The organism is Halocynthiibacter namhaensis, from assembly GCF_000812685.1.
Lineage (GTDB): Bacteria > Pseudomonadota > Alphaproteobacteria > Rhodobacterales > Rhodobacteraceae > Halocynthiibacter > Halocynthiibacter namhaensis.
The window spans coordinates 25121-46368 of sequence record NZ_JWIF01000063.1; the positions used below are offsets into that span (position 1 = coordinate 25121).

Sequence of the window (21248 nt, forward strand, 5' to 3'; positions counted from 1 at the left end):
GCTGGGATGTCTGAAATCGCACGACACAAACCCACCAGTATTTTGGCAGTGTTACTGACGCTGACAGAAATCGGAATGCTGGGATATTGGGCGTTGGCGGGTGCATTGGTGGCCGGTTGGGTCACTATTGCGCCAGAATACATGTATTCTGATTATGAAAACCCGGTGATCGTGGCGTGGAATTGGTCTTTTTTCCCAATTGACGTCGCCTTCGCCCTTTGTGGCTTAACGGCACGTTTTGCACCCTTACGACAATCTGTTGCAGAGCAGCTTTCAATTATCGGCGCAACGCTGATGTTTTGTGCTGGCGTCATGGCGATTTCGTTCTGGGTGATCCAACGAGAGTTTGATCCTCTATGGTGGGGGTTGAACATTTGGCTGTGCCTCCTGAGCATCCTTTTTCTTTTCCATCTCATGAGGCAGAAATGAAAACAGCGTTTATCACTCATCCCGATTGTGATGGTCACGTCACGCCCCCCGGTCATCCAGAACAGGTGGCGCGTTTGGATGTCATTCGCAAAGCTTTGGCAGGGTTTGACCTGTTGCGCGAAGACGCCCCCCTTGGCCGTGCCGAGGACATCCTGCGTTGTCACCCACAGCATTATATTGACCGTATCGAGGCCTCTGTGCCTGAAAACGGGTGGAATACTTTGGATGGCGATACGCATATGGCACCTGGGTCTTATCAGGCGGGCCTACGCGGTGTCGGTGGTGTGACTCGGGCCGTTGATATGGTTGTGAACGGTGATGTTGGCAACGCCTTTGTCGCCGCACGCCCGCCGGGCCATCACGCGGAAACCGAAACGGCCATGGGGTTTTGTCTGTTTGGCAATGCGGCGATTGCTGCGAAATATGCGCTTGATCATCACGGGTTGTCGAAGGTCGCCGTTTTGGATTTTGACGTGCATCACGGAAATGGCACCCAGGACCTTCTGTGGCATGAACCCCGTGCGATCTTTGTATCGTCGCATCAAATGCCGCTGTATCCCGGATCAGGGGCGCGTGGGGAACGTGGGGCACATGGGCAGATGCTAAACATCCCATTGGAAAGCGGCACAGGCAGCGTGGAAATGCGCGCGGCGTGGGAACATCGCGTGATGCCAATGCTGCGCCGTGAAGCCCCGGAATTGATCATCATTTCCGCAGGGTTTGATGCTCATGGGAATGATCCTTTGGCCGGTTTGAACTGGACGACAGAAGATTTTGCATGGCTCACCCGTGAAATTTGCACAGTTGCGGCCGAAGTCTGTTCTGGCAGGGTGGTATCCACTTTGGAAGGTGGTTATGATCTGGAGGCGCTGGGCGCGGCAACCGCTGCCCATGTACAGGAATTAATGGAGCACGCGACATGAGCGAAACCCCCGTTGCAGAGATGAGCTTTGAAGAAGCTATGGCCGCCTTAGAAGGCGTTGTTGGACAATTGGAACGCGGTGATGTGCCGTTGGATCAGTCCATCACGCTGTATGAACGCGGTGCTGAACTTAAGAAGCATTGTGAATCAAAGCTACGTGAAGCCGAGGAAAAGGTTGCGAAAATCACCCTCGGGCCGGAAGGTTCCCCACAGGGAACAGAGGCGCTTTAAGTGTTTCAAGCCCAGCTTCAAGAAGATGCCGCCCGTACGCAGGCCTGTCTGCGTGCAGTAATGGGGGGACTGCATTCCGTGCCGGTAAATGCCGGGATGCATTATGCCGTGGATGGGGGCAAAGGTCTGCGTGGTTTCTTGGTGCAAGAAAGCGCCCGGATGCATGGGATTGATCCCGCGCAATCGGTCTATGCGGCCGCCGCGATCGAGGCGATGCATGCCTATTCGCTGGTGCATGATGATCTGCCTGCCATGGACGATGATGACCTGCGCCGTGGTCGCGCAACCGTACATGTGAAATGGGATGATGCGACCGCGATTTTGGCTGGGGATGCCTTGCAGACTTTGGCATTTGAATTGCTGACCTGGGCTGAAATTGGATCCGCCAAAGTGCGTCTGAACTTGGTAATGGAATTGGCGCGCGCAGCCGGTGCGCGGGGCATGGTTTTGGGGCAGGCACAAGACATTGCCGCTGAAACCGCCGCGTTGCCTTTGACCTTGGCTGAGATCACTGAGTTGCAGGGCAATAAGACGGGTGCTTTGATCGGATGGTCTGCTCAGGCTGGTGCGATCATGGCGGGCAAAGATACCGAGGCGCTGCGCAGCTATGCCAATGCGCTGGGCCTGGCTTTTCAAATCGCCGACGACATCCTTGATGTGGAAGGCGATGCGGTCAAAACTGGTAAGCGCGTGAACAAAGATGCGGATGCTGGGAAGGCCACTTTCGTTTCACTTTTGGGACTTGAGGGCGCAAAGACCCGGGCGCGTGACCTTGTCGCAGAAGCTTGCAGCGCCCTTGACGGATATGGTGATAAGGCCACTTGCTTGCGGCAAGCGGCTGAATTCGTTATTTCCCGCGACAGCTGATCCATCAGGATAAACGCCAGGATAAACCGCATGAGCGACCAGACCACCAACCCACGCCCTGTGACACCGCTTTTGGATCGGGTGCATACGCCCGCCGACATGAAGAGCTTGTCCGATGGCGAGCTAAAGCAACTGGCACATGAATTGCGTCAGGAAACGATTTCGGCTGTGTCAGAAACCGGTGGGCATCTTGGGGCCGGTCTTGGTGTGGTGGAATTGACCGTCGCTTTGCATGCGATTTTTGACACCCCAAAAGACCGCCTGATCTGGGATGTGGGCCACCAATGTTACCCACATAAGATCATCACGGGACGGCGCGAACGCATTCGTACCTTGCGTATGGAAAGTGGCCTGTCCGGTTTCACCAAACGCACGGAAAGCCCTTATGACCCGTTTGGTGCTGGGCATTCATCGACTTCGATTTCCGCTGCCCTTGGCTTTGCCGTGGCGCGGGATCTGGGTGGTGCGCCTGAACATGGCCTGGGTGACGCAATCGCCGTGATTGGTGATGGGTCGATCTCGGCTGGCATGGCGTTTGAAGCGATGAACAATGCTGGTCACCTGGGCAAACGTCTGTTTGTGATCCTGAATGACAATGAAATGTCGATTGCCCCGCCGGTTGGCGCGATGTCATCTTACCTGTCGCGGCTTTATGCTGGTGCGCCCTTTCAAGACCTGAAATCAGCCGCCCGTGATGCCGTTAGTTTCCTGCCTGAACCTTTCCGTGAGGGGGCGAAACGTGCCAAAGATATGCTGAAGGGCATGACGGTTGGCGGCACCTTGTTTGAAGCGCTGGGCTTTTCTTATGTGGGTCCGATTGACGGGCATGATCTTGACCAACTGTTGCCTGTTTTGCGCACCGTGCATGATCGCGCCACCGGACCAATGCTGATCCATGTTACGACCAAAAAGGGCAAAGGTTATGCCCCGGCGGAAACGGCCGCTGACAAAGGCCATGCCACAGCGCAGTTTAACGTATTGACCGGAAAACAGAAAAAATCCCCTTCCAACGCACCTAGTTATACAAAAGTGTTTGGCGACGCTTTGGTGAAACATGCGGCAGAAGATGATAAAATTTGCGCGGTAACCGCCGCGATGCCGGATGGAACGGGCTTGAACTTGATGGCGCAACGCTATCCCAGCCGGTGCTTTGATGTGGCGATTGCCGAACAGCATGGGGTGACGTTTGCGGCGGCTTTGGCTGCGGGGGGCATGAAGCCATTCTGCGCGATGTATTCGACATTTTTGCAGCGCGGCTATGACCAGATCGTGCATGATGTTGCGGTGCAAGGATTGCCCGTACGCTTCGCGATTGATCGGGCGGGGTTGGTTGGCAATGATGGCGCCACCCACGCGGGCAGTTTTGACGTGGCGTTCTTGGCGAACTTGCCTGGATTTGTTGTCATGGCGGCCGCAGATGAAGCCGAACTTATGCATATGGTGGCGACGGCGGTGGCGCATGACACGGGGCCGATCGCGTTCCGTTATCCGCGCGGCGAAGGCGTCGGTGTGGACCTTCCCGAACGCGGTGAGGTGCTTGAGATCGGCAAGGGCAGGATGATACAGCAGGGCAAACGCGTGGCAGTCCTGTCGTTTGGTACGCGTCTGTCTGAGGTCATGAAAGCCTGTGAATCCTTGGCGCAACAGGGGATCACCCCGACCGTTGCGGATGCGCGTTTTGCCAAACCTTTGGACAAAACGATGATCCTTGATCTGGCTGCAAACCACGATGTTCTGATTTCCATCGAGGAAGGCTCTATTGGTGGTTTCGGCAGTCATGTGGCGCAGATGTTGCTGGAAGAAGGCGCATTGGATGGTGGTGTGAAATACCGTTCCATGACTTTGCCCGATGTCTTTGCCGAGCATGCATCCCCCAATGCGATGTACGAGGCCTCGGGGTTGAATGCGAAGGGCATTGAAGCAAGAATTCTAGAGCTGCTTGATATCACGTGACGGCGATTTGACGTGATCTTCGCCGGTGTTGTTCAGTATGTGTGATTCGGTTCATGGCTCGCATCGGTTACTTGGGTTGGGTCGCAGGGGGGAGAGTTTTGACCAAAACATCAAAAATGCGATGTTTTGGGGTGAAATTCACGATTTTGTAGCGTCGCTGCAACGGTTTTGACCCAAAGCGCCTAAATGCCCTGTCGTTATTGGACTTCGTTGCTGTAAGGCAGGTACCAGCACAACCAGATACACATAGATAAGGTAAGTCATGAAAAATATCGTTTTGTCCGCCGCTTTCGCACTCTCCGCAACAAGCGCATTTGCAGGTGGTTTGAACCAACCTGTTCCTGAAGCAGAAATTATGCCAGTAGACGTTGTAGAAGCTGGTTCTTCTTCTTCAGGTTCTGGCATTCTTGTTCCATTGTTCGCATTGGTTCTGTTTGCAGCAGCTGCATCTAACTAATCGTTAGATACGTCTAACGAAAAACCCCGCGGGCTTGCCTTTGCGGGGTTTTTTGTTGTCCAAATGTTGGTGTTCGGGTTGGGGGACGCGGCTTATTTTAATAACGCGTGCTCATTTGATACCCCTGATGAAACGTCATGCGAACGAATGTGACCGGCGTGTCTTGAAACCAAGTTGTGCGTTCCATTTGAAACAGCGGTGTGCCTGTCGGGGTCGCCAAAAAATCTGACAATTTGCTATCTGCTGACACGGCAGTAAATGCGATTTCTGCATTTGAGAACGGGATCTCGGTGAGAAGCCATTCATTGGGACCAGTGTCGGTTAGATCGGCGTCGACCACGGAAGGTACAGCAGCAGTATTGATCCACCGTTCCTCGAATTGAAACGGCCGATTGTCTGAGTAATGCATGCAATTCAGGTGTAAGACCTGTGCCGCGTCTTCTAGATCCAATTGGGCGCGCAACCACGCGGGAGCCTGGTTTAGGCTGCGGTGCACCAAGGAATAGCGGTAGACGGCGTTCATGTCCTCGATTGTTTGACGCACAATTGAAATCTCAAAGGTGGCTTGTTTGACTGGTGAGATATTCACGCGGGTTCCGCTTTTGCGTTTCCGATCAATGATGCCCCGATCTGCAAGTTCTCGCATAGCGCGGTTCACAGTGGCACGGGCACAGCCAAATTCTTCGGCCAATTCATGCTCTGTGGGAAGTAAACTGCCGGGCACCCAAACGCGCTGTTGGATGCGCGCCAAGACTTCGTTGCGAATATCTTGGAAACTGACTTTTTGCCCCGTCGTCACATTGGCCTCATTTCTTACATCTGTACAATACTGTGTTATGATAGTGCTTAACAGAAGTGACGAGGGAAAGCTATCGATGCGCTTTGATGCGAATGAATGCCGCGCAGTGCCGTGGAAGAATGGCGGTGGGGTTACCCGTGAACTCGCCGCGCATGAAGACGATGTGGGCATTATCTGGCGTTTAAGTCTTGCTGATATTGAGCGCGACGGTCGGTTTTCGGTTTTTCCAGGACTGGCACGCATTCATACGATTGTGTCTGGGTGTGGATTGATCTTGTCGGGAACGGATGTATCGTTAGAGGCAAAACCGTTGCGACCGGTTTCGTTCGATGGCGGCCTTGCATTGACGGGGCAACTGCATAATGGCCCCAGCCAAGCTTTGAACCTGATATACGACCCTCACAAAATACGGGCCCATGTGAATGTCCATCAGGCTGAGGGGCGGATTCGACTTGGGCGAGAAGCGCTGATTTTTGTTGTCTCGGGTACTGCAGTTTACAGCGGTCATGATGTCTTTCACACGGGCCAAGGGGCGGCCCTATGTGGCGATTTTGAACTCAGCATATCTGGCGGTTCACAGATAATCGTCGTGACGTTAGAGCCGATCTAAACCACCCTAAATGGACGCCAAAAGATCAGTGATGGCTGTTTTATACGTCGCAATAATCGCATCGCGGTGAATGTGTTTGCGGTCTTTCACTTGGTGGCGACCGGCGGACCAAAGGTCTGTGACGATGGTGTCGTCTGCGGCAAAGCATAGACCATCTAAGATCTGATCATCGCGCAGTGCAAACATGGCAGGTGCGGTGCTGTCGATTGCGACGAGATCTGCCAAGGCCCCGACTTCGATGCGTCCGCTGTTGCGGCGCATCGCGCGTGCCCCGCCCACTGCGGCGCCCATGTATAATGCATCTCCGACGGACCCTTCAGATGGGATAATCACGTTGCGCCCGAGGTCGCGTAGGCGTTGTGAGTATTCGAGGGTTCGTAGTTCTTCAGTAAGTGAAATCCTCACGTTAGAGTCTGATCCAAGCCCAAAAGCACCACCATGCGCAAGGTATTCAACGCCATTGAACGGCCCATCGCCAAGGTTGGCCTCGGTGATAGGGCAAAGCCCCGCGATGGCCCCGCTGCGTGCCATATCCTGTGTTTCTTGACTGGTCATATGGGTTGCATGGATTAGGCACCATTGGTCGGAAACAGGCGCATTTTGCAGCAACCATTCGACAGGACGTGCGCCAAGCCAAGCTTGGATATCAGTGACTTCTTTTGGTTGTTCTGAGATGTGAATGTGGATCGGATTGCTGTCTGCGATCGTCAACACCTGTCTCAAATCTTCAGGCGATGTCGCGCGTAGGGAATGGGGGGCGATGCCGACACAGGCGTCACTGGGAAGTGTATCGGCCGCGCGGGTTCGCGCATTGGCCACCAAGGTACAAAAACTGTCGACTGTATTGCCAAATCGCATTTGCCCGCCTGCCAATTCCGCCTTTCCTGCACCGCCATAACTGTACAGCACGGGCAAATGGGTTAGGCCAATTCCGGTGTGGTGGGCAGCGGCAAAGACACGTTCACTGAGTTCAATCTGGTTGTCGTATTTCTGGCCGCCATGTTGGTTGTGCACATAGTGAAATTCGCCAACGGCAGCATAGCCTGCTTCCTGCATTTCCATGAATGTCAGGGCGGCGATGGCCTGATATTGTTCCGGCGTGACATGTTCCATGAAGCGATACATTAGGTCGCGCCAGGTCCAGAAACTGTCTTTGCCTGCTGCGCGCACTTCGGTCATTCCGGCCATGGCACGCTGAAAGCTATGCGAATGCAAATTGCTTAGAGAAGGCAGTAAAGTGTCTACTAGAATGTCGCTAGGTTGTGCTGTGGTCGCGGCTTCTAGGTTTGTGATTTTTCCTCCGACACAAGTGATCCTTACGTTTTCGGTCCAGCCGTCGAATGTCCGGGCGCGTTTGGCGAAGATAACCTGCATGTGTGATCCTTATGTCTAGACATAATACCTATAATGCCATACATACATTTCAGCAAGTTCAATATGAGGCAGCAATGACCGACAGTTTTAACTATGTGCTGACACAAGCAAATTTGGCGACAATGCAGCAATCTGACGTGCCCTACGGTCTGGTTTCTGGTGGCGCAATTGTGATTCGCGATGGGGTGATTTCTTGGGTTGGGTCGGCTGATATGCTGCCCAAAGAACACGCTGATTTGGCTGTGATCCCTATGAATGGCCGGCTTGTGACGCCTGGCTTGATCGATTGCCACACGCATATTGTGTTTGGAGGCGACCGGGCCCGTGAATTCGAAATGCGTCTTGAAGGTGCGAGTTATGAAGAAGTCGCGCGTGCGGGTGGGGGCATTGTGTCCACCGTAAAGGCGACGCGTGAGGCGGATGTCGATGCTTTGATTGCGGGCGCATTGCCGCGTTTGGATGCTTTGTTGGCCGAGGGCGTAACTGCTGTTGAGATCAAGTCGGGATACGGCCTTGATCGCGAAACAGAGCTGAACATGTTGCGTGCAGCACGTGCTTCGGCAACGCTGCGTGATGTTCAGATCAAAACGTCATTTCTGGGGGCGCATGCTGTGCCTGCGGAATATGCTGGGCGTGCGGATACTTATATTGACGAGGTCTGTATTCCCGCGTTGCGCGCCGCCCATGCCGAAGGTTTGGTTGATGTGGTCGATGGGTTTTGTGAAGGCATTGCTTTTGATGCCACACAGATCCGACGGGTGTTTGAGGCGGCGCAAGAACTTGGCTTGCCGGTGAAGCTACACGCAGAACAATTGTCCAACATTGGCGGCACGAAGCTGGCCGCAGAATTCGGGGCCTTGTCGGCGGATCATGTGGAATATGCCAATGATGATGACGCGGCTGCGCTTGCGAAATCAGGCACTGTCGCGGTGATTTTGCCTGGCGCGTTTTACACGTTGCGCGAAACACAAATGCCGCCGATTGACAGCTTTCGCAAACATGGTGTGCCGATGGCCTTGGCGACGGATTGCAATCCTGGATCATCCCCGATGACGTCACTTTTACTGGCGATGAACATGGGCTGCACCCTGTTTCGCATGACCCCGGAAGAAGCATTGATCGGGGTCACCCGCAATGCGGCCCAAGCTTTGGGCCTTGCGAATTGCGGTCAAATAGCGCCGGGGATGCGCGCGGATTTGGCTGTGTGGGATGTGAAGCATCCCGCTGAATTATCATACCGGATTGGGTTCAATCCACTGCACAAACGAATTTTAGGAGGGGCGTTATGATCACGCTTACACCCGGCACCGCAACGCTTTGCGTGCTTGAAGATATCTATCGCAACATGCCTGAAGTACGGTTGGACGACAGTGCGCGTGGGCCAGTTCAGGCTGCCGCAGATATGGTCGCTGACGCCGCAGCAGGCACGGTTGCCGTGTACGGGATCAACACGGGTTTTGGGAAGCTTGCCAGTAAGAAAATCGCCCCGGAAGACACGGAAACTTTGCAGCGAAATTTGATCCTGAGCCATTGTTGTGGTGTGGGCGAAGCGCTTGCGGAAGACAAGACCCGTCTGATGATGGTGCTAAAGCTTTTGTCTCTGGGGCGTGGTGCATCTGGCGTGCGTTGGGACATTATCAAGCAGATTGAAGACATGCTTGCGAAAGGCGTTATTCCGGTGGTGCCCTCGCAGGGTTCTGTGGGCGCTTCGGGCGATCTTGCACCGCTTGCGCATATGGCAGCTGCGATGATTGGCGCGGGTGAAGCAACCCATCAGGGCGTGCGGATGCCTGCGGCGGATGCGCTGAAAAGCGCTGGAATAGACCCTGTTATTTTGGGGCCGAAGGAAGGTCTTGGGCTGATCAACGGCACGCAATTCTCTACCGCTTGTGCCTTGGCTGGCTTGTTTGATGCCTGCCGCATGGCAAAAGCGTCTATGACGATTGCGGCTTTGACGACGGACGCGATCATGGGGTCCACAGCGCCGCTTTTGGCGGATATTCACAGCCTGCGGGGGCATGCCGGCCAGATCGATGTGGCATCGGAAATGCGGGCGATTATGGACGGGTCTGAGATCCGCGAAAGCCATCGTGACGATGATCACCGCGTGCAAGACCCCTATTGCATTCGTTGTCAGCCACAGGTGGTTGGGGCGGCTTTGGATGTGATCCGAATGGCGGCCCGCACCTTAGAAATTGAAGCGAATGCGGTGACCGATAATCCGCTTGTGTTGGTCAATGAAGGCCGCATTGTTTCGGGTGGGAATTTCCATGCGGAATATGTTGGTTTTGCCGCCGATCAACTGGCTTTGGCGATTGCTGAAATCGGCGCGATTGCCCAACGTCGTGTGGCCCTGATGGTGGACCCGACTCTGTCTTATGATTTGCCACCGTTCTTGACGCCAAACCCTGGTTTGAATTCAGGCTTTATGATTGCTGAGGTCACGACAGCGGCTTTGATGAGCGAGAACAAACATCTTGCCAATCCTTGTGTCACGGATTCCACGCCGACAAGCGCGAACCAGGAAGACCACGTGTCGATGGCGGCACATGGTGCATTTCGGTTGAAGCGGATGAATGACAATTTGGCTGTGATTTTGGGTGTTGAATTGCTGTGTGCAGCCCAAGGTATTGAGGCGCGCGCGCCGCTGCAAACATCATCCAAATTGCAAGCCGTGGTCGCGTTATTGCGCACGCAAGTGGAGACATTGGGAGAGGACCGTTACCTTGCCCCAGACATCGAAGCGGCGACGCAAATGGTGCGCGATGGAGTGATATCCGAAACTGCGGGTGTTGAGGTCGCATTGTGATTGAAGTGGCCCAAGGCAACAGCCCGCTTGTGTTGGGTTTACCGCATACGGGAACGGATGTGCCGGATGAAATTCTGGCATCATTCAACGAGACCGGGCGGGATCTGGCGGATACGGATTGGCACATCCACACGCTTTATGAAGGGCTTGTGCCTGAAATCACAACTGTGCATACGCCTGTGCATCGGTATGTGATTGATGTGAACCGCGACCCGGGTGGAATTAGTCTCTATCCCGGGGAAAACACCACGACTTTATGTCCGCTGACGGATTTTGATGGCAATGGCATCTATAAGACCGGGATGGAACCGGATGAGGCTGAGGTCGCAAGCCGCCGCGAGAAGTTTCACAAACCTTATCACGAAGCCCTTGCGGCGGAGCTGGATCGTGTGCGTGCGCTGCACGGTTTTGCGTTGCTTTATGATTGCCATTCAATCCGTTCAGGTATTCCGTTTTTGTTTGATGGCACACTGCCTGATTTCAACACGGGCACCAATCTTGGCACGACCTGTGACGCGTCGATTGAAACCCTCGTTGTTGAGCGTTGCAAACGCGCCGACGGCTATACATCGGTTTTGAATGGGCGTTTCAAAGGCGGATGGACCACGCGGCATTATGGGCGGCCAGCCGAAGGGTTGCATGCGATACAGATGGAATTGGCGCAATCCACCTATTGTCTTGAGCGCGCGCCTTGGATTTGGGATGCCGGGAAAGCCGACAGGTTGCGAGCGCATTTGCGTGACATCGTGACGGACCTGCAGAATTGGAAACCCGCGTGAAATTCATTGCTTTTATCACAGCACTTTTTGCCACGCCGTGCTTTGCGCAAGAAGTGCGTTTGACGGGCGATGAGATTCAGGAACTGCTGCCGACGATCGTTGTAACGGGCAATCAGACCTGGCAGAATTTCGACCTGAACGGCGACACGCGTTACGATGACGCGCGCGGACCATCCCATGGTTGGTGGGAGGTGCGCGGCAATCAATATTGCTCGGCCTGGGGTTCACGCGAGCCATCCTACTGGAGCTGTTATCAAGTTTGGCGCGATGGCGAGACCTTGATTTGGTCCAATGATTCCGGTCACCGCACCGAAAACCACATACAAAATCGACAGAATTAACAGGAGACCCCACATGAGCGATCCACGCAAAAATACCCGCGACGTCTTCCCTGCAACGGGCACTGAAATCACCGCGAAATCTTGGATGACAGAAGCGCCGATGCGGATGTTGATGAACAACCTGCATCCAGATGTCGCCGAAAACCCACATGAACTGGTGGTTTATGGCGGCATTGGGCGGGCTGCACGGACCTGGAAAGATTTTGACCTGATCGTTGAGACGTTGAAGACGCTGGAAGAAGACCAGACCTTGATGGTGCAATCGGGCAAACCCGTTGGTGTGTTCCAAACCCACAAAGACGCGCCGCGCGTGTTGATCGCGAACTCAAACCTTGTGCCGCATTGGGCGAATTGGGATCACTTCAACGAGCTCGATAAAAAAGGCTTGATGATGTACGGTCAGATGACGGCTGGGTCTTGGATTTACATTGGCACCCAGGGCATTGTTCAGGGCACCTATGAGACATTTGCAGAAGCAGGGCGTCAACATTTTGGCGGCGATCTGACGGGCAAATGGATCTTGACCGGTGGTCTTGGTGGCATGGGGGGCGCGCAACCTTTGGCGGCCGTTTTTGCCGGTGCCTGTTGCTTGGCTGTTGAATGTAACCCTGACAGCATCGATTTCCGTCTGCGCACGAAATATCTTGATGAAAGGGCCGAAACGCTTGATGAGGCCCTTGCGATGATCGACGCCTGGACCAAAGCGGGCGAGGCAAAATCTGTGGGTCTTTTGGGTAATGCGGCGGATGTTTTCAAGGAACTTGTGGAACGTGCAAATGCGGGTGGCATGCGCCCTGACATCGTGACCGACCAGACGTCTGCACATGATCCTGTGAACGGATACCTGCCGCAGAATTGGACTATGGCGCAGTGGAAAGATAAGCGTGAATCAGACCCTAAAGCGGTGGATAGAGCCGCTCGTGCCTCGATGAAGGTCCAAGTGAAGGCGATGTGTGATTTCCACGCGATGGGCATTCCAACCGTGGATTACGGCAATAACATCCGCCAGATGGCGCTGGAAGAAGGTCTGGAAAATGCCTTTGATTTCCCAGGATTTGTGCCGGCCTATATTCGTCCATTGTTCTGCAAAGGCATCGGCCCATTCCGTTGGGTTGCCCTGTCTGGTGATCCGGAAGATATCCGCAAAACCGATGCGAAGATGAAAGAATTGTTCCCAGATAATCACGATCTGCACCGCTGGCTTGATATGGCATCTGAACGGATTGCCTTCCAAGGTTTGCCTGCGCGGATTTGTTGGATCGGCTTGGGCGATCGTCATAAAGCGGGCCTTGCGTTTAACGAAATGGTGCGCACGGGCGAACTTTCCGCACCGGTTGTGATTGGACGTGATCATCTTGATTCAGGCTCTGTTGCGTCACCAAACCGCGAAACAGAATCCATGATGGATGGGTCTGATGCGGTGTCGGATTGGCCACTTTTGAATGCGCTTTTGAACACGGCTTCTGGTGCAACTTGGGTGAGCTTGCATCACGGCGGCGGCGTTGGTATGGGCTTTTCGCAGCATTCAGGTGTTGTGATTTGCGCCGACGGCACGGATGACGCGGCGCGCCGTTTGAACCGCGTGTTGTGGAACGATCCGGCAACCGGCGTGATGCGCCATGCGGATGCGGGATATGAGATTGCAAAAGATCATGCACGTGAACACGGTCTGAACCTGCCAGGTATCCTTTAACCCTATACGTAACCTGGCACGTGAGGTGAGAGCGTCCGAATTTCGGGCGCTCTTATTTTTTGCACGATTGGTCACAACACTGTGAGGCGGGCTTTCACGATTTGGCAATTCCTGTAGCACTAGAAGAAACGGCGTAACCAAAGGATACCTGTCATGAAGAACCTTCTTATCTCTCTGTCCGCATTGGCGATTTCCACGACGGCTACATTTGCGGGCGACCAATATGTAGATGAAACCGGATATGCGGTTTCTGGCTATGATGTTGTTGCCTATTTCGATCTTGAGCAAAACGCGATTGGAACACCTCAGACAGAGGCGGTTCCGGGGAATGCATCTATCACCGCGGAATATAACGGTGCGAACTGGGCGTTCTCGTCCGAGGAAAACCGCGCGCGTTTTCTGGAGAACCCTGCCGCCTTTGCGCCGCAATATGATGGGCATTGTGCTTATGGCGTGTCCCGTGGCGGTAAAGTTCCAGGCAATCCCAACCTTTGGCGCATTGTGGATGACAAGCTTTATGTGAATATCACGCCCGTTGTTGTGGGTTTCTTTGAGAAAGACATTCCGGGCAATATTAACTTGGCTCAGGGTAATTGGCCTGCGATAGAGCCAGATGCCGCATCGACATCTACCATCCCGCAGTGGTTATCTGAGGCACCCATTCAGAACTAACGATAGGTTAACCCATGCCCCACCCGTTGATGTCCCGTCGCAATGTCATTCTTGCAGCCGTTGCGATTGGGGGCGGTGGGGTATGGTATGCCAAGCGCCTGCCCTTTGAAGGGCAACAGATCACCCCAATTGAAGCCCATGCGCGTGCCAAGGCGGGTGAAATTACATTGGTCGATATTCGTAGCCCTCGTGAATGGGCCGCGACAGGTGTTGGCGAAGGCGCTTGGGCGATTGATCTGCGCGATGATGGTTTTATCGCGAAGCTTGAAAATCTGGTCGACCATGACCGCGCCGCGCCGGTCGCTTTGATTTGCGCAAGTGGCGTCCGGTCCAATCGGACCAGTCAACGCCTGCTGGATGCAGGCTTTACCAATATCATCGATGTGCCTGAGGGCATGTTGGGATCAACAGCTGGGCCGGGCTGGCTTGCGCGTGACCTGCCAACAGAAAGCGTTCAGAGATAAACCATGCTGAAACAAATGACATTCACGGGCCTTTTTTTATGTGCGGCCACCGGGGCGCAGGCCGCATGCGGCGGGGCGGATACGCCATGTATCACCGAAAACGGCGACTATCATGTTTCAATGCCAGATGCGGCCCAGGATGCGCCCGTAGTGGTTTTTCTGCATGGTTATGGCAGTCATGGGATGGCATCGCAGAATAATCCAAATATTGCCGGTGACATCCTTGATCGCGGTTATGCGTTGATCAGTCCGAACGCTTTGAAGGAAGGGCGCGCGACGGCTTGGAATTTCCATCCGAATTCTGTTCAGGGCCGTGATGAGGCCAATTTTCTGTCCGAGGTCATCCAAGATGCGGTTGACCAATTTGGCCTAGACGCGGATCGGGTTCTTTTGGCGGGGTTCAGTCTTGGCGGATCAATGACCAGTTATGTTGCCTGTAACGATCCTGACGGATATGCCGCTTTCGCGCCCGTAGCAGGCAGTTTTTGGCGTCCCGAACCCGCGTATTGCACGGCGCCCATACGGCTGCTGCACACCCATGGTTGGGCGGATAAAACCGTACCGATCGAAGGGCGCGAAGTCGGATCAGGCTTTATCCAGGGGAACGTGTTTTCGGCGTTTGAAACCCTGCGTTTGGCAAATGAATGCCAACAACCCCACGCGGGGGAAATGCGCGAAGACGGGATATTCATGCGCCGGAAATGGACGGATTGCGCCCCAGGCTCAGCGCTGGAATTGGCGTTGTTTCCTGGTGGTCATACGGTGCCTGCGGGTTGGGCGGATATGGCGCTTGATTGGTTTGAAGCGCTTCCCTGATTTATTCTGCGGCTTTGGGTTGATGGTGTAAGCTGTCTCGCAATTCTGCCCGCCAGGTTTTCGCCTGCGTGATGATCTGCGGGGTTGAGAATTCAATCGGTGTGCCCAGATGTGGCCAATTGCGTGAGCGGAAATTCAAGCCTGACAGTGCGGACAGTGGCACAGCACCTGCAAGGCTGATTGCGATGGGCAGCAACCATAAAGACACAAGCCCGGACGCGATCCCAACCAAAAGTGCTATGCCAATGCAGGTTTCCAACAGGTGGAATTTTAGCAGAACCTGCCAAGAATAAGATTCGGCCTCGCGGCGTTGTGGTTCCCATTGTTCCCGAAATCCAACTGCTGTGCGCAGCACGGCGACGGTTTGCTGCACCATCATAATCGGCGCGTATAGGACAGAGGCGAAGATTTCAGCGATGAACGAAATAAAGAACTGACGGTGGCCGCCATACGCTTTGCGCACATTGGGTTGGGCCCAGACGGTCATGGCACCCATGAATTTTGGCGCCAACAACATCGCATACATGAAGATCAGGATCAAAATGGAATTTACTGTGCTCATATGTGGCCAAACTGGCATGGTGGGGTTGCTGTCACTGAAATAAGAAACGAGGTTTTCACCCTCGCCATTGGCCAGCAGCGCCCAGACCAAAAGCAGGGCGAACCAAGCCGGAGACAACAGATAACTGATCGCGCCATGTAGCATGTGAAACCTAGACACAGCATGCAAGCCACGGGTCGGGATGATGCGTAGATGTTGCAAATTGCCTTGGCACCAGCGCCGGTCGCGCAGGGCGTAATCGACAAGGGTGGGGGGTGTTTCTTCAAAACTGCCTTTGATCTGTGGCATAAAACGAACCGCCCAACCGGCGCGGCGCAGCAGGCCCGCTTCGACATAGTCATGTGACATGATCAAACGATCAGCCCCCCGCAAACCACGCAGGCGGGGCAGGCCAGCAGAGGTGGCAAACGCGCGGGTGCGGATGATCGCATTATGACCCCAATAGTTGCTTTCGCGGTTGGACCACATGGCAAGTCCAACAGACAAAGGACCGCCATAGGTGGTGCCGGAAAACTGCTGAAGTCGGGCAAAAAGCGTTTCTGCGCCAATAAGTTCCGGGGCCGATTGGATCAGGCCAGCGGATGGATCACAGGCCAGCTCATCGGACAATGCAATAATGGCCTCACCACTCATCAGACTGTCGGCATCCAACACAAGCATGGCGTCATATCCGCCACCCCAACCTTCAATCCAATCTGCTAGGTTACCTGTTTTGCGGTCGGAATTCGTCGCGCGTCGGCGATAGAAAATATTGCAATCTGTGGGCAGTTTGTGGCGCAATCTGGCAAAGGCGCGCAATTCCGCATCCGCGATGTCATCCATGCGGGTGTCTGACAAGACAAACAAGCTGAAGTTATGTTGGGAGGGCAAGACGTCCAATTCGGACAGCATCGCTGCGGCATTCCCGAACACATCGTTTGGGTTCTCGTTATAGATCGGCACCAAGAGGGCGACGTTTTGGGTCGGAATTTGATTTTTCGGCAGACCTTGGGTGGTCATGCGGTTCGAGGTCAGGAAGAACCCGATCAAGCCCAGGGATGCCGTGGCCACGGACAGTGAAATCCAGAAAAATGTAAGGCCGACCAATGCGATCAATAGATATTCGAGCCAACCAAAGCCCCCGGTGGAAAGCCAATCGGTGAAGGCCGTCAACAAAAGCGCTGTCGTCACCATTGCGGGCAGGAACGTGGCCAATTTCCACAATCGGGCACGCGTGCGTCGCCAACCGGGCGCATCCCCGTCGCTATAAGACGCACGTAGATTTTGCACCGGCATATCAAGTGGCGCACGCGCTGGCATAAACGCCGGCATATCGATGTGTTTCACGCTGTCCATCGATAGAGCCATACTTCGCTGATGGACCGGCCATCAAGCAGAATTTGGGCGCGCAGTTCGGCTGAAGTTGCCTCGCCTGCGTGGAAGGTGAAGGCCGCGCGTAGGCCGCCGGTTTGGGGGTTGCGTTGCAAGATCGCGGGCGTCACTTCACCGGTGCTTGTGTTGGCCTGCACAGTTAGGTTCGCGAGGTCTTCAGGAAAATCGACACTGTCTTCAAAATCAATCGTGGTGATCCGACCACCGCCAAAACGTTCCCCCATACGTGTGTTCACAACACGCGACACTGGGTTTTGCAAAGCAGGGTCTTCCCCCCAGCTGAGTTGATAGCTGAAGCGATGCATCTGCCCGGCCTCTAGGGGTGTTTGCGGTTGCCAATAGGCCACGATGTTGTCGTATATTTCGCGATCCGCTGGGATTTCAACAAGGGTTACAGCGCCCTTGCCCCAATTCTCGCCGGGTTCAACCCACAGCCCGGGGCGCGTGTGATAATGCGCTTCGAGATCGGCGAAATCGGCCAGATCACGGGCGCGCTGCATCAGGCCAAACCCTTGCGGATTGTCGTCAACAAAGCTTGAGACCTGCAAAGATTTCGGATTTGCCAGTGGGCGCCACAATGTTTCGCCTGCACCATTGCGCATCAACAGGCCATCTGTGTCGTGCACGGCGGGGCGGAAATCATCAAACATCGACCGGTTGGTTTCGTCAAACAGGAACATACTGGTCAACGGGCCAAGGCCAAAGCGTGACAAGGCCACGCGAGGATAGATCTGGGCGCGCACATCCATCAGGGTTGGCGTGCCAGGGGATATATCAAAGCTGTAGATCCCGGCGACAGAGGGTGAATTCAACAGGGCGTGTATTGTGATTTGTTGCCGTCCAGGGGCTGCGCGTTCGATCCAGAAATGTGTGAAATCCGGGAACTCTTCGCCTTCAGAAGATGCGGTGCCAATGGCCAGCCCACGCGCGGATTGGCCATAGTTTTGGTCACGGGCCACTGCGCGGAAATAGCTTGCGCCTTGCATCACAAAAAACTCTTGGAAAACGCCGGGCCTTTTCAATTCCGTCGTCAAGCGAAAGCCGGAATATCCAAGAGTTTCATCCACAGGAAGATCTGGGACCTGGTCGGTTTTATCGAAGGCAGATAAATCGAATTTCAACTCGCGGGCCAAGCCATCTTCGACCAGTGAAATTTTCACCGGGCGGGGGAAATACAGACCAGGGTGGAACATCTCGACTTGGAAGGGGCTATCGGTGTTGCGCCAAACCGCATCTGCGCCGCGAAACCAAATGCTTTTGTATTGGTCGTAGGACAGGTCTTTCCAAGCTTGGGGAACCTCGGCCATGGGTTGATAGGCGCTGGTGGCCAGTTCTTGGGCCATGTCATATAAAGCAGACACCGAAAATGGCTGAGCATCGCCCAGTTCGGGACCTGAAACAGCAGGGCGGGGCATTGCGGCGGCTGCGGCCAAGGCGGTGAGAAAACCACGTCTGTGCATCATGCTTTCCTCCGCCAAGGTTGGGATTTGAACCAGCCCGCCAAATAAGCGACGCCAATGATCAGGGCAAAACCGATGATGTTTGCAGCGAACATGTCAAAGGCGGTTTTGTGGGTTTGATCCAAGGCAAAACCCAACATCCGCGCCAGCACCATTGAGAAGACGAAGACGGCCAAAGATTGCTGGCCAACTTTCAGGATCAACGTTAGCACAACGCGCCATGCTTTTGCGGCCATGCTTTGGCCGGTTGCCATGATGCGGTGACCATTTTCGCCCGCAACCCACCAACCAAGATAGGCCAATGCGAGGAAGTGAAGATATCTGAACAGGCCAAAGTCGGTTTTCTCGGTGAGAAAGCGGATAGAACCGGCAATATCGCGCAGGCTTTCATATTCACGCAAAAACCGGAAGTAGGCGAAGGGCACTGTGCCCAAGATGATGATCACCGACAAGCCTGCCAGTAAGATATGCCGTGGGGGGGCTGGGATCCAACCTGCCATCCATGCGAAACCTGTGAAAAAGATCAGTTGCCAACCGAAGGGGTTGAAGAACCATTCGCGTTGGCTCCAGGGCTCGGCTGGGAATTGTGCCATGTCGAAATTCGCCAAAAGCCAGACGGCGATCACAAAGGCGATCGCCACCGACAGGTGAATGTTGCGCAGGCCAACGACAATCGGCATCATCAACAGGATGCCGATATACATGGGCAACACATCGAAATAATTCGGCACGTAGGTTAAGGTCATCAAGGCGGGCAGTTGGCTTTGGGGCGTGTTGAAAAACGGCCAAAGGTTCAGCGACCCGATATAGCTTTTCTCAAACAACGCGCTGTTGTCGATCATTGCCATGAGCAAAGCGATCACAAGAAATGTGCCGATATGCGCCCAATAGACCTGCCAGCAGCGAAACAGCACACGCGCCGTGCCGAGAAACCAACCACGATTGGCAAAACTGCGACCGAAAGCAATGGCCGAGGCCATGCCAGAACAGAAGACAAAGATCTCGGTTGCATCGGAGAAACCAAAACGCGCGGGGATCCAAAGGGTCCAGGTGTTGCCGGGAATATGGGCGACGAGAATGATAAACATCGCAAGGCCACGATAGAAATCGAGCCTTGGGTCACGCAGGGTTGGGGCCTGGACGATGGGGGCGGGTTGGGCGCTCATAATATGTGTGGGTTCTTTTGTAATGTGCTTATTCGGCAGGTTGTTTTTGTGCATCGCCGCGCGCGTCGGAGATCATTTGAAAGCGTACTGACGCAAAATTATCTTCAGCGCCACCACGATTCGTCTGGCGATCTTTCAAAATGGCTTCGGCTTGTGCAAATGCGCCGCTGCGAATGCCGGCATCAATGGTGATACGTTCAAAAATATCGCGCTGGGCGTGACTGCCACCGGCCAATTGCATTTGACTGCGCGCCGCGGATAGGTTGGCGAATGCACCGGTGAAATCGGCCTCAGAAAAGGCTTCGAGACCGGACATGGCAGACAGCCCAGGTGAGGCCATCACGCGATCACTGTCAGACCCATTGCGTGCGGCATCACGTTGCATCCGGGCCATGATCTTGCGGATGGCGTCCTTGCGATTGCCGCCCATCAGGGCCAGCATGTAATGAAGGTCAGCAAAGATCAGGCAACCATCTTCGGTGCGATTTTCGGAAAAAGCCGCCAGTTCTTCCCAGCGATTGCCGACATTGTGACCGTAAAGTTCAAGGCGGGACAACAGGGCCGTCGCGTTGGAAATATCACGATAATCATCTGTTTTATCCGCGCGAATTTCGGTGTCATATAGATCCATCACTTGGTCAATATGGCCCGATTCAAGCAGCATTAGAGCCTTGTGCCACCAAACGTGATAGCGGAAATTGTTGCAATGCGCCCAGGATTTTTCGCGCCCTGTGAGCCAATCAAGACCTTTGGTGGTTTGTGCGGTCATGTCATAAACATGGGCGACAGCATGCAAGCCCCAAGCGTCATCGGGGGCTTGCAAAACGCCTTCGCGACCGATTTCTTCGGCGCGGGTGTAGTCGCCTGTTTCTTCCAACGCAAAAGCGTAACAGCCCTTGATATAACCGCTGGCTTTATGGGTGGGGTCATAGGATGGAAGCACGCTTTCAAGCGAGCGGCGCATCATTTGACGATCGCCCATGATGAAGGACATTGCGTGGGAGATTTTCATCGCCAGGCTGTCGGTTGGTGTCGCGATTAAGATTGTTTCAACTTCATCGCGCGCCTGGATCATATGCCCGGCAAGCCACAGGTTAAGCGCGCGGACGAAGGATCGCTCGCGTTTTAGGGGCGATTTTGGACAGGATTGCGCGGTTTTATTGGCCTCAATCGCGACCTCGATCAATTCGCGTTTGCCAAGCATCATATAGAAAAGGCCCTTCACCGCATGCGCAGCGGCAAACCCAGGTTCACGTTCCAAGACATCTGCCAAATGGTTCGGGGTCGCGGCGGAATGCGCCAGAAAGGCCATCTGCATTTTATTCCAGCTGTCGCGAGCTGCGGTGGTTTCCAGGGAAACCTCGGTGCCGAAAATGTCGTTCATGGTTTGGGTTACTCTCAGGGTAAAAAACTTTGGCCATTGTAGGGGGGGACAACGCGGGCGCATACCCGATGTTGCAGCAGGTAACGTCC

At 54.4% G+C, this 21248-nt stretch carries 21 protein-coding genes; 15 read left to right on the forward strand and 6 right to left on the reverse strand.

All coding sequences use genetic code 11. The features are described 5' to 3' along the window. Window positions 1-6: 6 nt before the first annotated feature. The 6 genes from RJ38_RS13025 to RJ38_RS13050 all read left to right on the forward strand — a co-directional run bounded on the left by RJ38_RS13025 (window position 7) and on the right by RJ38_RS13050 (window position 4859). On the forward strand, window positions 7-429 hold the full coding sequence (locus tag RJ38_RS13025; protein WP_052245385.1) for a DUF5360 family protein: 423 nt from the start codon (window positions 7-9) through the stop codon (window positions 427-429). After that, window positions 426-1352: a histone deacetylase family protein gene (locus RJ38_RS13030; protein WP_039019321.1), complete on the forward strand. Its 927-nt coding sequence runs from the start codon at window positions 426-428 to the stop codon at window positions 1350-1352. Before RJ38_RS13025 ends, RJ38_RS13030 begins: the two co-directional genes overlap by 4 nt. Next, window positions 1349-1582 (forward strand): exodeoxyribonuclease VII small subunit, encoded by a 234-nt coding sequence (locus RJ38_RS13035; RefSeq protein WP_039019322.1) that lies wholly within the window; start codon window positions 1349-1351, stop codon window positions 1580-1582. The genes RJ38_RS13030 and RJ38_RS13035 overlap by 4 nt, the downstream gene beginning before the upstream one ends. After that, window positions 1583-2449 (forward strand): polyprenyl synthetase family protein, encoded by an 867-nt coding sequence (locus tag RJ38_RS13040; protein ID WP_039019323.1) that lies wholly within the window; start codon window positions 1583-1585, stop codon window positions 2447-2449. 30 nt (window positions 2450-2479) lie between these two features. Continuing rightward, window positions 2480-4402, forward strand: a complete 1923-nt coding sequence (gene dxs / locus RJ38_RS13045; protein ID WP_039019324.1) for a 1-deoxy-D-xylulose-5-phosphate synthase — start codon at window positions 2480-2482, stop codon at window positions 4400-4402. Between the two features lie 262 nt (window positions 4403-4664). Further along, window positions 4665-4859 carry a hypothetical protein gene (locus RJ38_RS13050; RefSeq protein ID WP_039019325.1) on the forward strand — a complete coding sequence of 65 codons (195 nt, stop codon included), beginning with the start codon at window positions 4665-4667 and terminating at the stop codon, window positions 4857-4859. Window positions 4860-4956: 97 nt separating this feature from the next. Here RJ38_RS13050 and RJ38_RS13055 read toward each other — a convergent pair whose 3' ends face one another. Next, window positions 4957-5658, reverse strand: a complete 702-nt coding sequence (locus RJ38_RS13055) for a GntR family transcriptional regulator (RefSeq protein WP_039019326.1) — start codon at window positions 5656-5658, stop codon at window positions 4957-4959. A gap of 76 nt (window positions 5659-5734) precedes the next feature. Between RJ38_RS13055 and RJ38_RS13060 the strand changes: the two genes are divergently transcribed. Continuing rightward, window positions 5735-6268, forward strand: a complete 534-nt coding sequence (locus tag RJ38_RS13060; protein ID WP_039019327.1) for a HutD/Ves family protein — start codon at window positions 5735-5737, stop codon at window positions 6266-6268. A gap of 6 nt (window positions 6269-6274) precedes the next feature. Here the strand turns inward: RJ38_RS13060 and RJ38_RS13065 are convergent, their stop codons facing one another. Beyond that, window positions 6275-7642 (reverse strand): formimidoylglutamate deiminase, encoded by a 1368-nt coding sequence (locus RJ38_RS13065; protein ID WP_039019328.1) that lies wholly within the window; start codon window positions 7640-7642, stop codon window positions 6275-6277. Between the two features lie 74 nt (window positions 7643-7716). Here RJ38_RS13065 and hutI point away from each other — a divergent pair, with 74 nt between their 5' ends. From hutI to RJ38_RS13105, 8 genes are all read left to right on the forward strand, one after another. Beyond that, window positions 7717-8931 (forward strand): imidazolonepropionase, encoded by a 1215-nt coding sequence (gene hutI / locus RJ38_RS13070; protein ID WP_039019329.1) that lies wholly within the window; start codon window positions 7717-7719, stop codon window positions 8929-8931. Further along, complete coding sequence (hutH, locus tag RJ38_RS13075; protein ID WP_039019330.1) at window positions 8928-10451, forward strand: histidine ammonia-lyase; 1524 nt, start codon at window positions 8928-8930, stop codon at window positions 10449-10451. Before hutI ends, hutH begins: the two co-directional genes overlap by 4 nt. After that, the gene (gene hutG, locus RJ38_RS13080; RefSeq protein ID WP_039019331.1) at window positions 10448-11230 is read left to right on the forward strand and encodes an N-formylglutamate deformylase; all 783 of its coding nucleotides are present in this window, start codon (window positions 10448-10450) and stop codon (window positions 11228-11230) included. Before hutH ends, hutG begins: the two co-directional genes overlap by 4 nt. Then, window positions 11227-11571: a hypothetical protein gene (locus tag RJ38_RS13085; RefSeq protein ID WP_052245386.1), complete on the forward strand. Its 345-nt coding sequence runs from the start codon at window positions 11227-11229 to the stop codon at window positions 11569-11571. The genes hutG and RJ38_RS13085 overlap by 4 nt, the downstream gene beginning before the upstream one ends. Before the next feature lie 13 nt (window positions 11572-11584). Continuing rightward, window positions 11585-13264: a urocanate hydratase gene (hutU, locus tag RJ38_RS13090; RefSeq protein WP_039019332.1), complete on the forward strand. Its 1680-nt coding sequence runs from the start codon at window positions 11585-11587 to the stop codon at window positions 13262-13264. A gap of 153 nt (window positions 13265-13417) precedes the next feature. Then, complete coding sequence (locus RJ38_RS13095; RefSeq protein WP_039019333.1) at window positions 13418-13936, forward strand: YHS domain-containing (seleno)protein; 519 nt, start codon at window positions 13418-13420, stop codon at window positions 13934-13936. Between the two features lie 14 nt (window positions 13937-13950). Next, a complete protein-coding gene (locus RJ38_RS13100; protein ID WP_039019334.1) occupies window positions 13951-14400 on the forward strand; it encodes a rhodanese-like domain-containing protein in 450 nt (149 codons plus the stop codon). Window positions 14401-14403: 3 nt separating this feature from the next. Continuing rightward, window positions 14404-15216: a CE1 family esterase gene (locus RJ38_RS13105; RefSeq protein ID WP_238321702.1), complete on the forward strand. Its 813-nt coding sequence runs from the start codon at window positions 14404-14406 to the stop codon at window positions 15214-15216. Between the two features lies 1 nt (window position 15217). On the opposite strand, the gene mdoH is transcribed toward RJ38_RS13105, so the two are convergent. From mdoH to RJ38_RS13125, 4 genes are read right to left on the reverse strand one after another with little or no spacing between them, the layout of a single operon-like run. Next, window positions 15218-17125 carry a glucans biosynthesis glucosyltransferase MdoH gene (gene mdoH, locus RJ38_RS13110; RefSeq protein WP_238321703.1) on the reverse strand — a complete coding sequence of 636 codons (1908 nt, stop codon included), beginning with the start codon at window positions 17123-17125 and terminating at the stop codon, window positions 15218-15220. Then, entirely contained in the window at window positions 17101-18609 is a 1509-nt protein-coding gene (locus RJ38_RS13115) for an OpgD/OpgG family glucan biosynthesis protein (protein ID WP_039019335.1), read from the reverse strand. Before RJ38_RS13115 ends, mdoH begins: the two co-directional genes overlap by 25 nt. Next, window positions 18609-19775 (reverse strand): OpgC family protein, encoded by a 1167-nt coding sequence (locus RJ38_RS13120; protein WP_238321704.1) that lies wholly within the window; start codon window positions 19773-19775, stop codon window positions 18609-18611. Before RJ38_RS13120 ends, RJ38_RS13115 begins: the two co-directional genes overlap by 1 nt. Before the next feature lie 28 nt (window positions 19776-19803). Next, entirely contained in the window at window positions 19804-21159 is a 1356-nt protein-coding gene (locus tag RJ38_RS13125; RefSeq protein WP_039019337.1) for a tetratricopeptide repeat protein, read from the reverse strand. Between the last annotated feature and the right edge of the window lie 89 nt (window positions 21160-21248).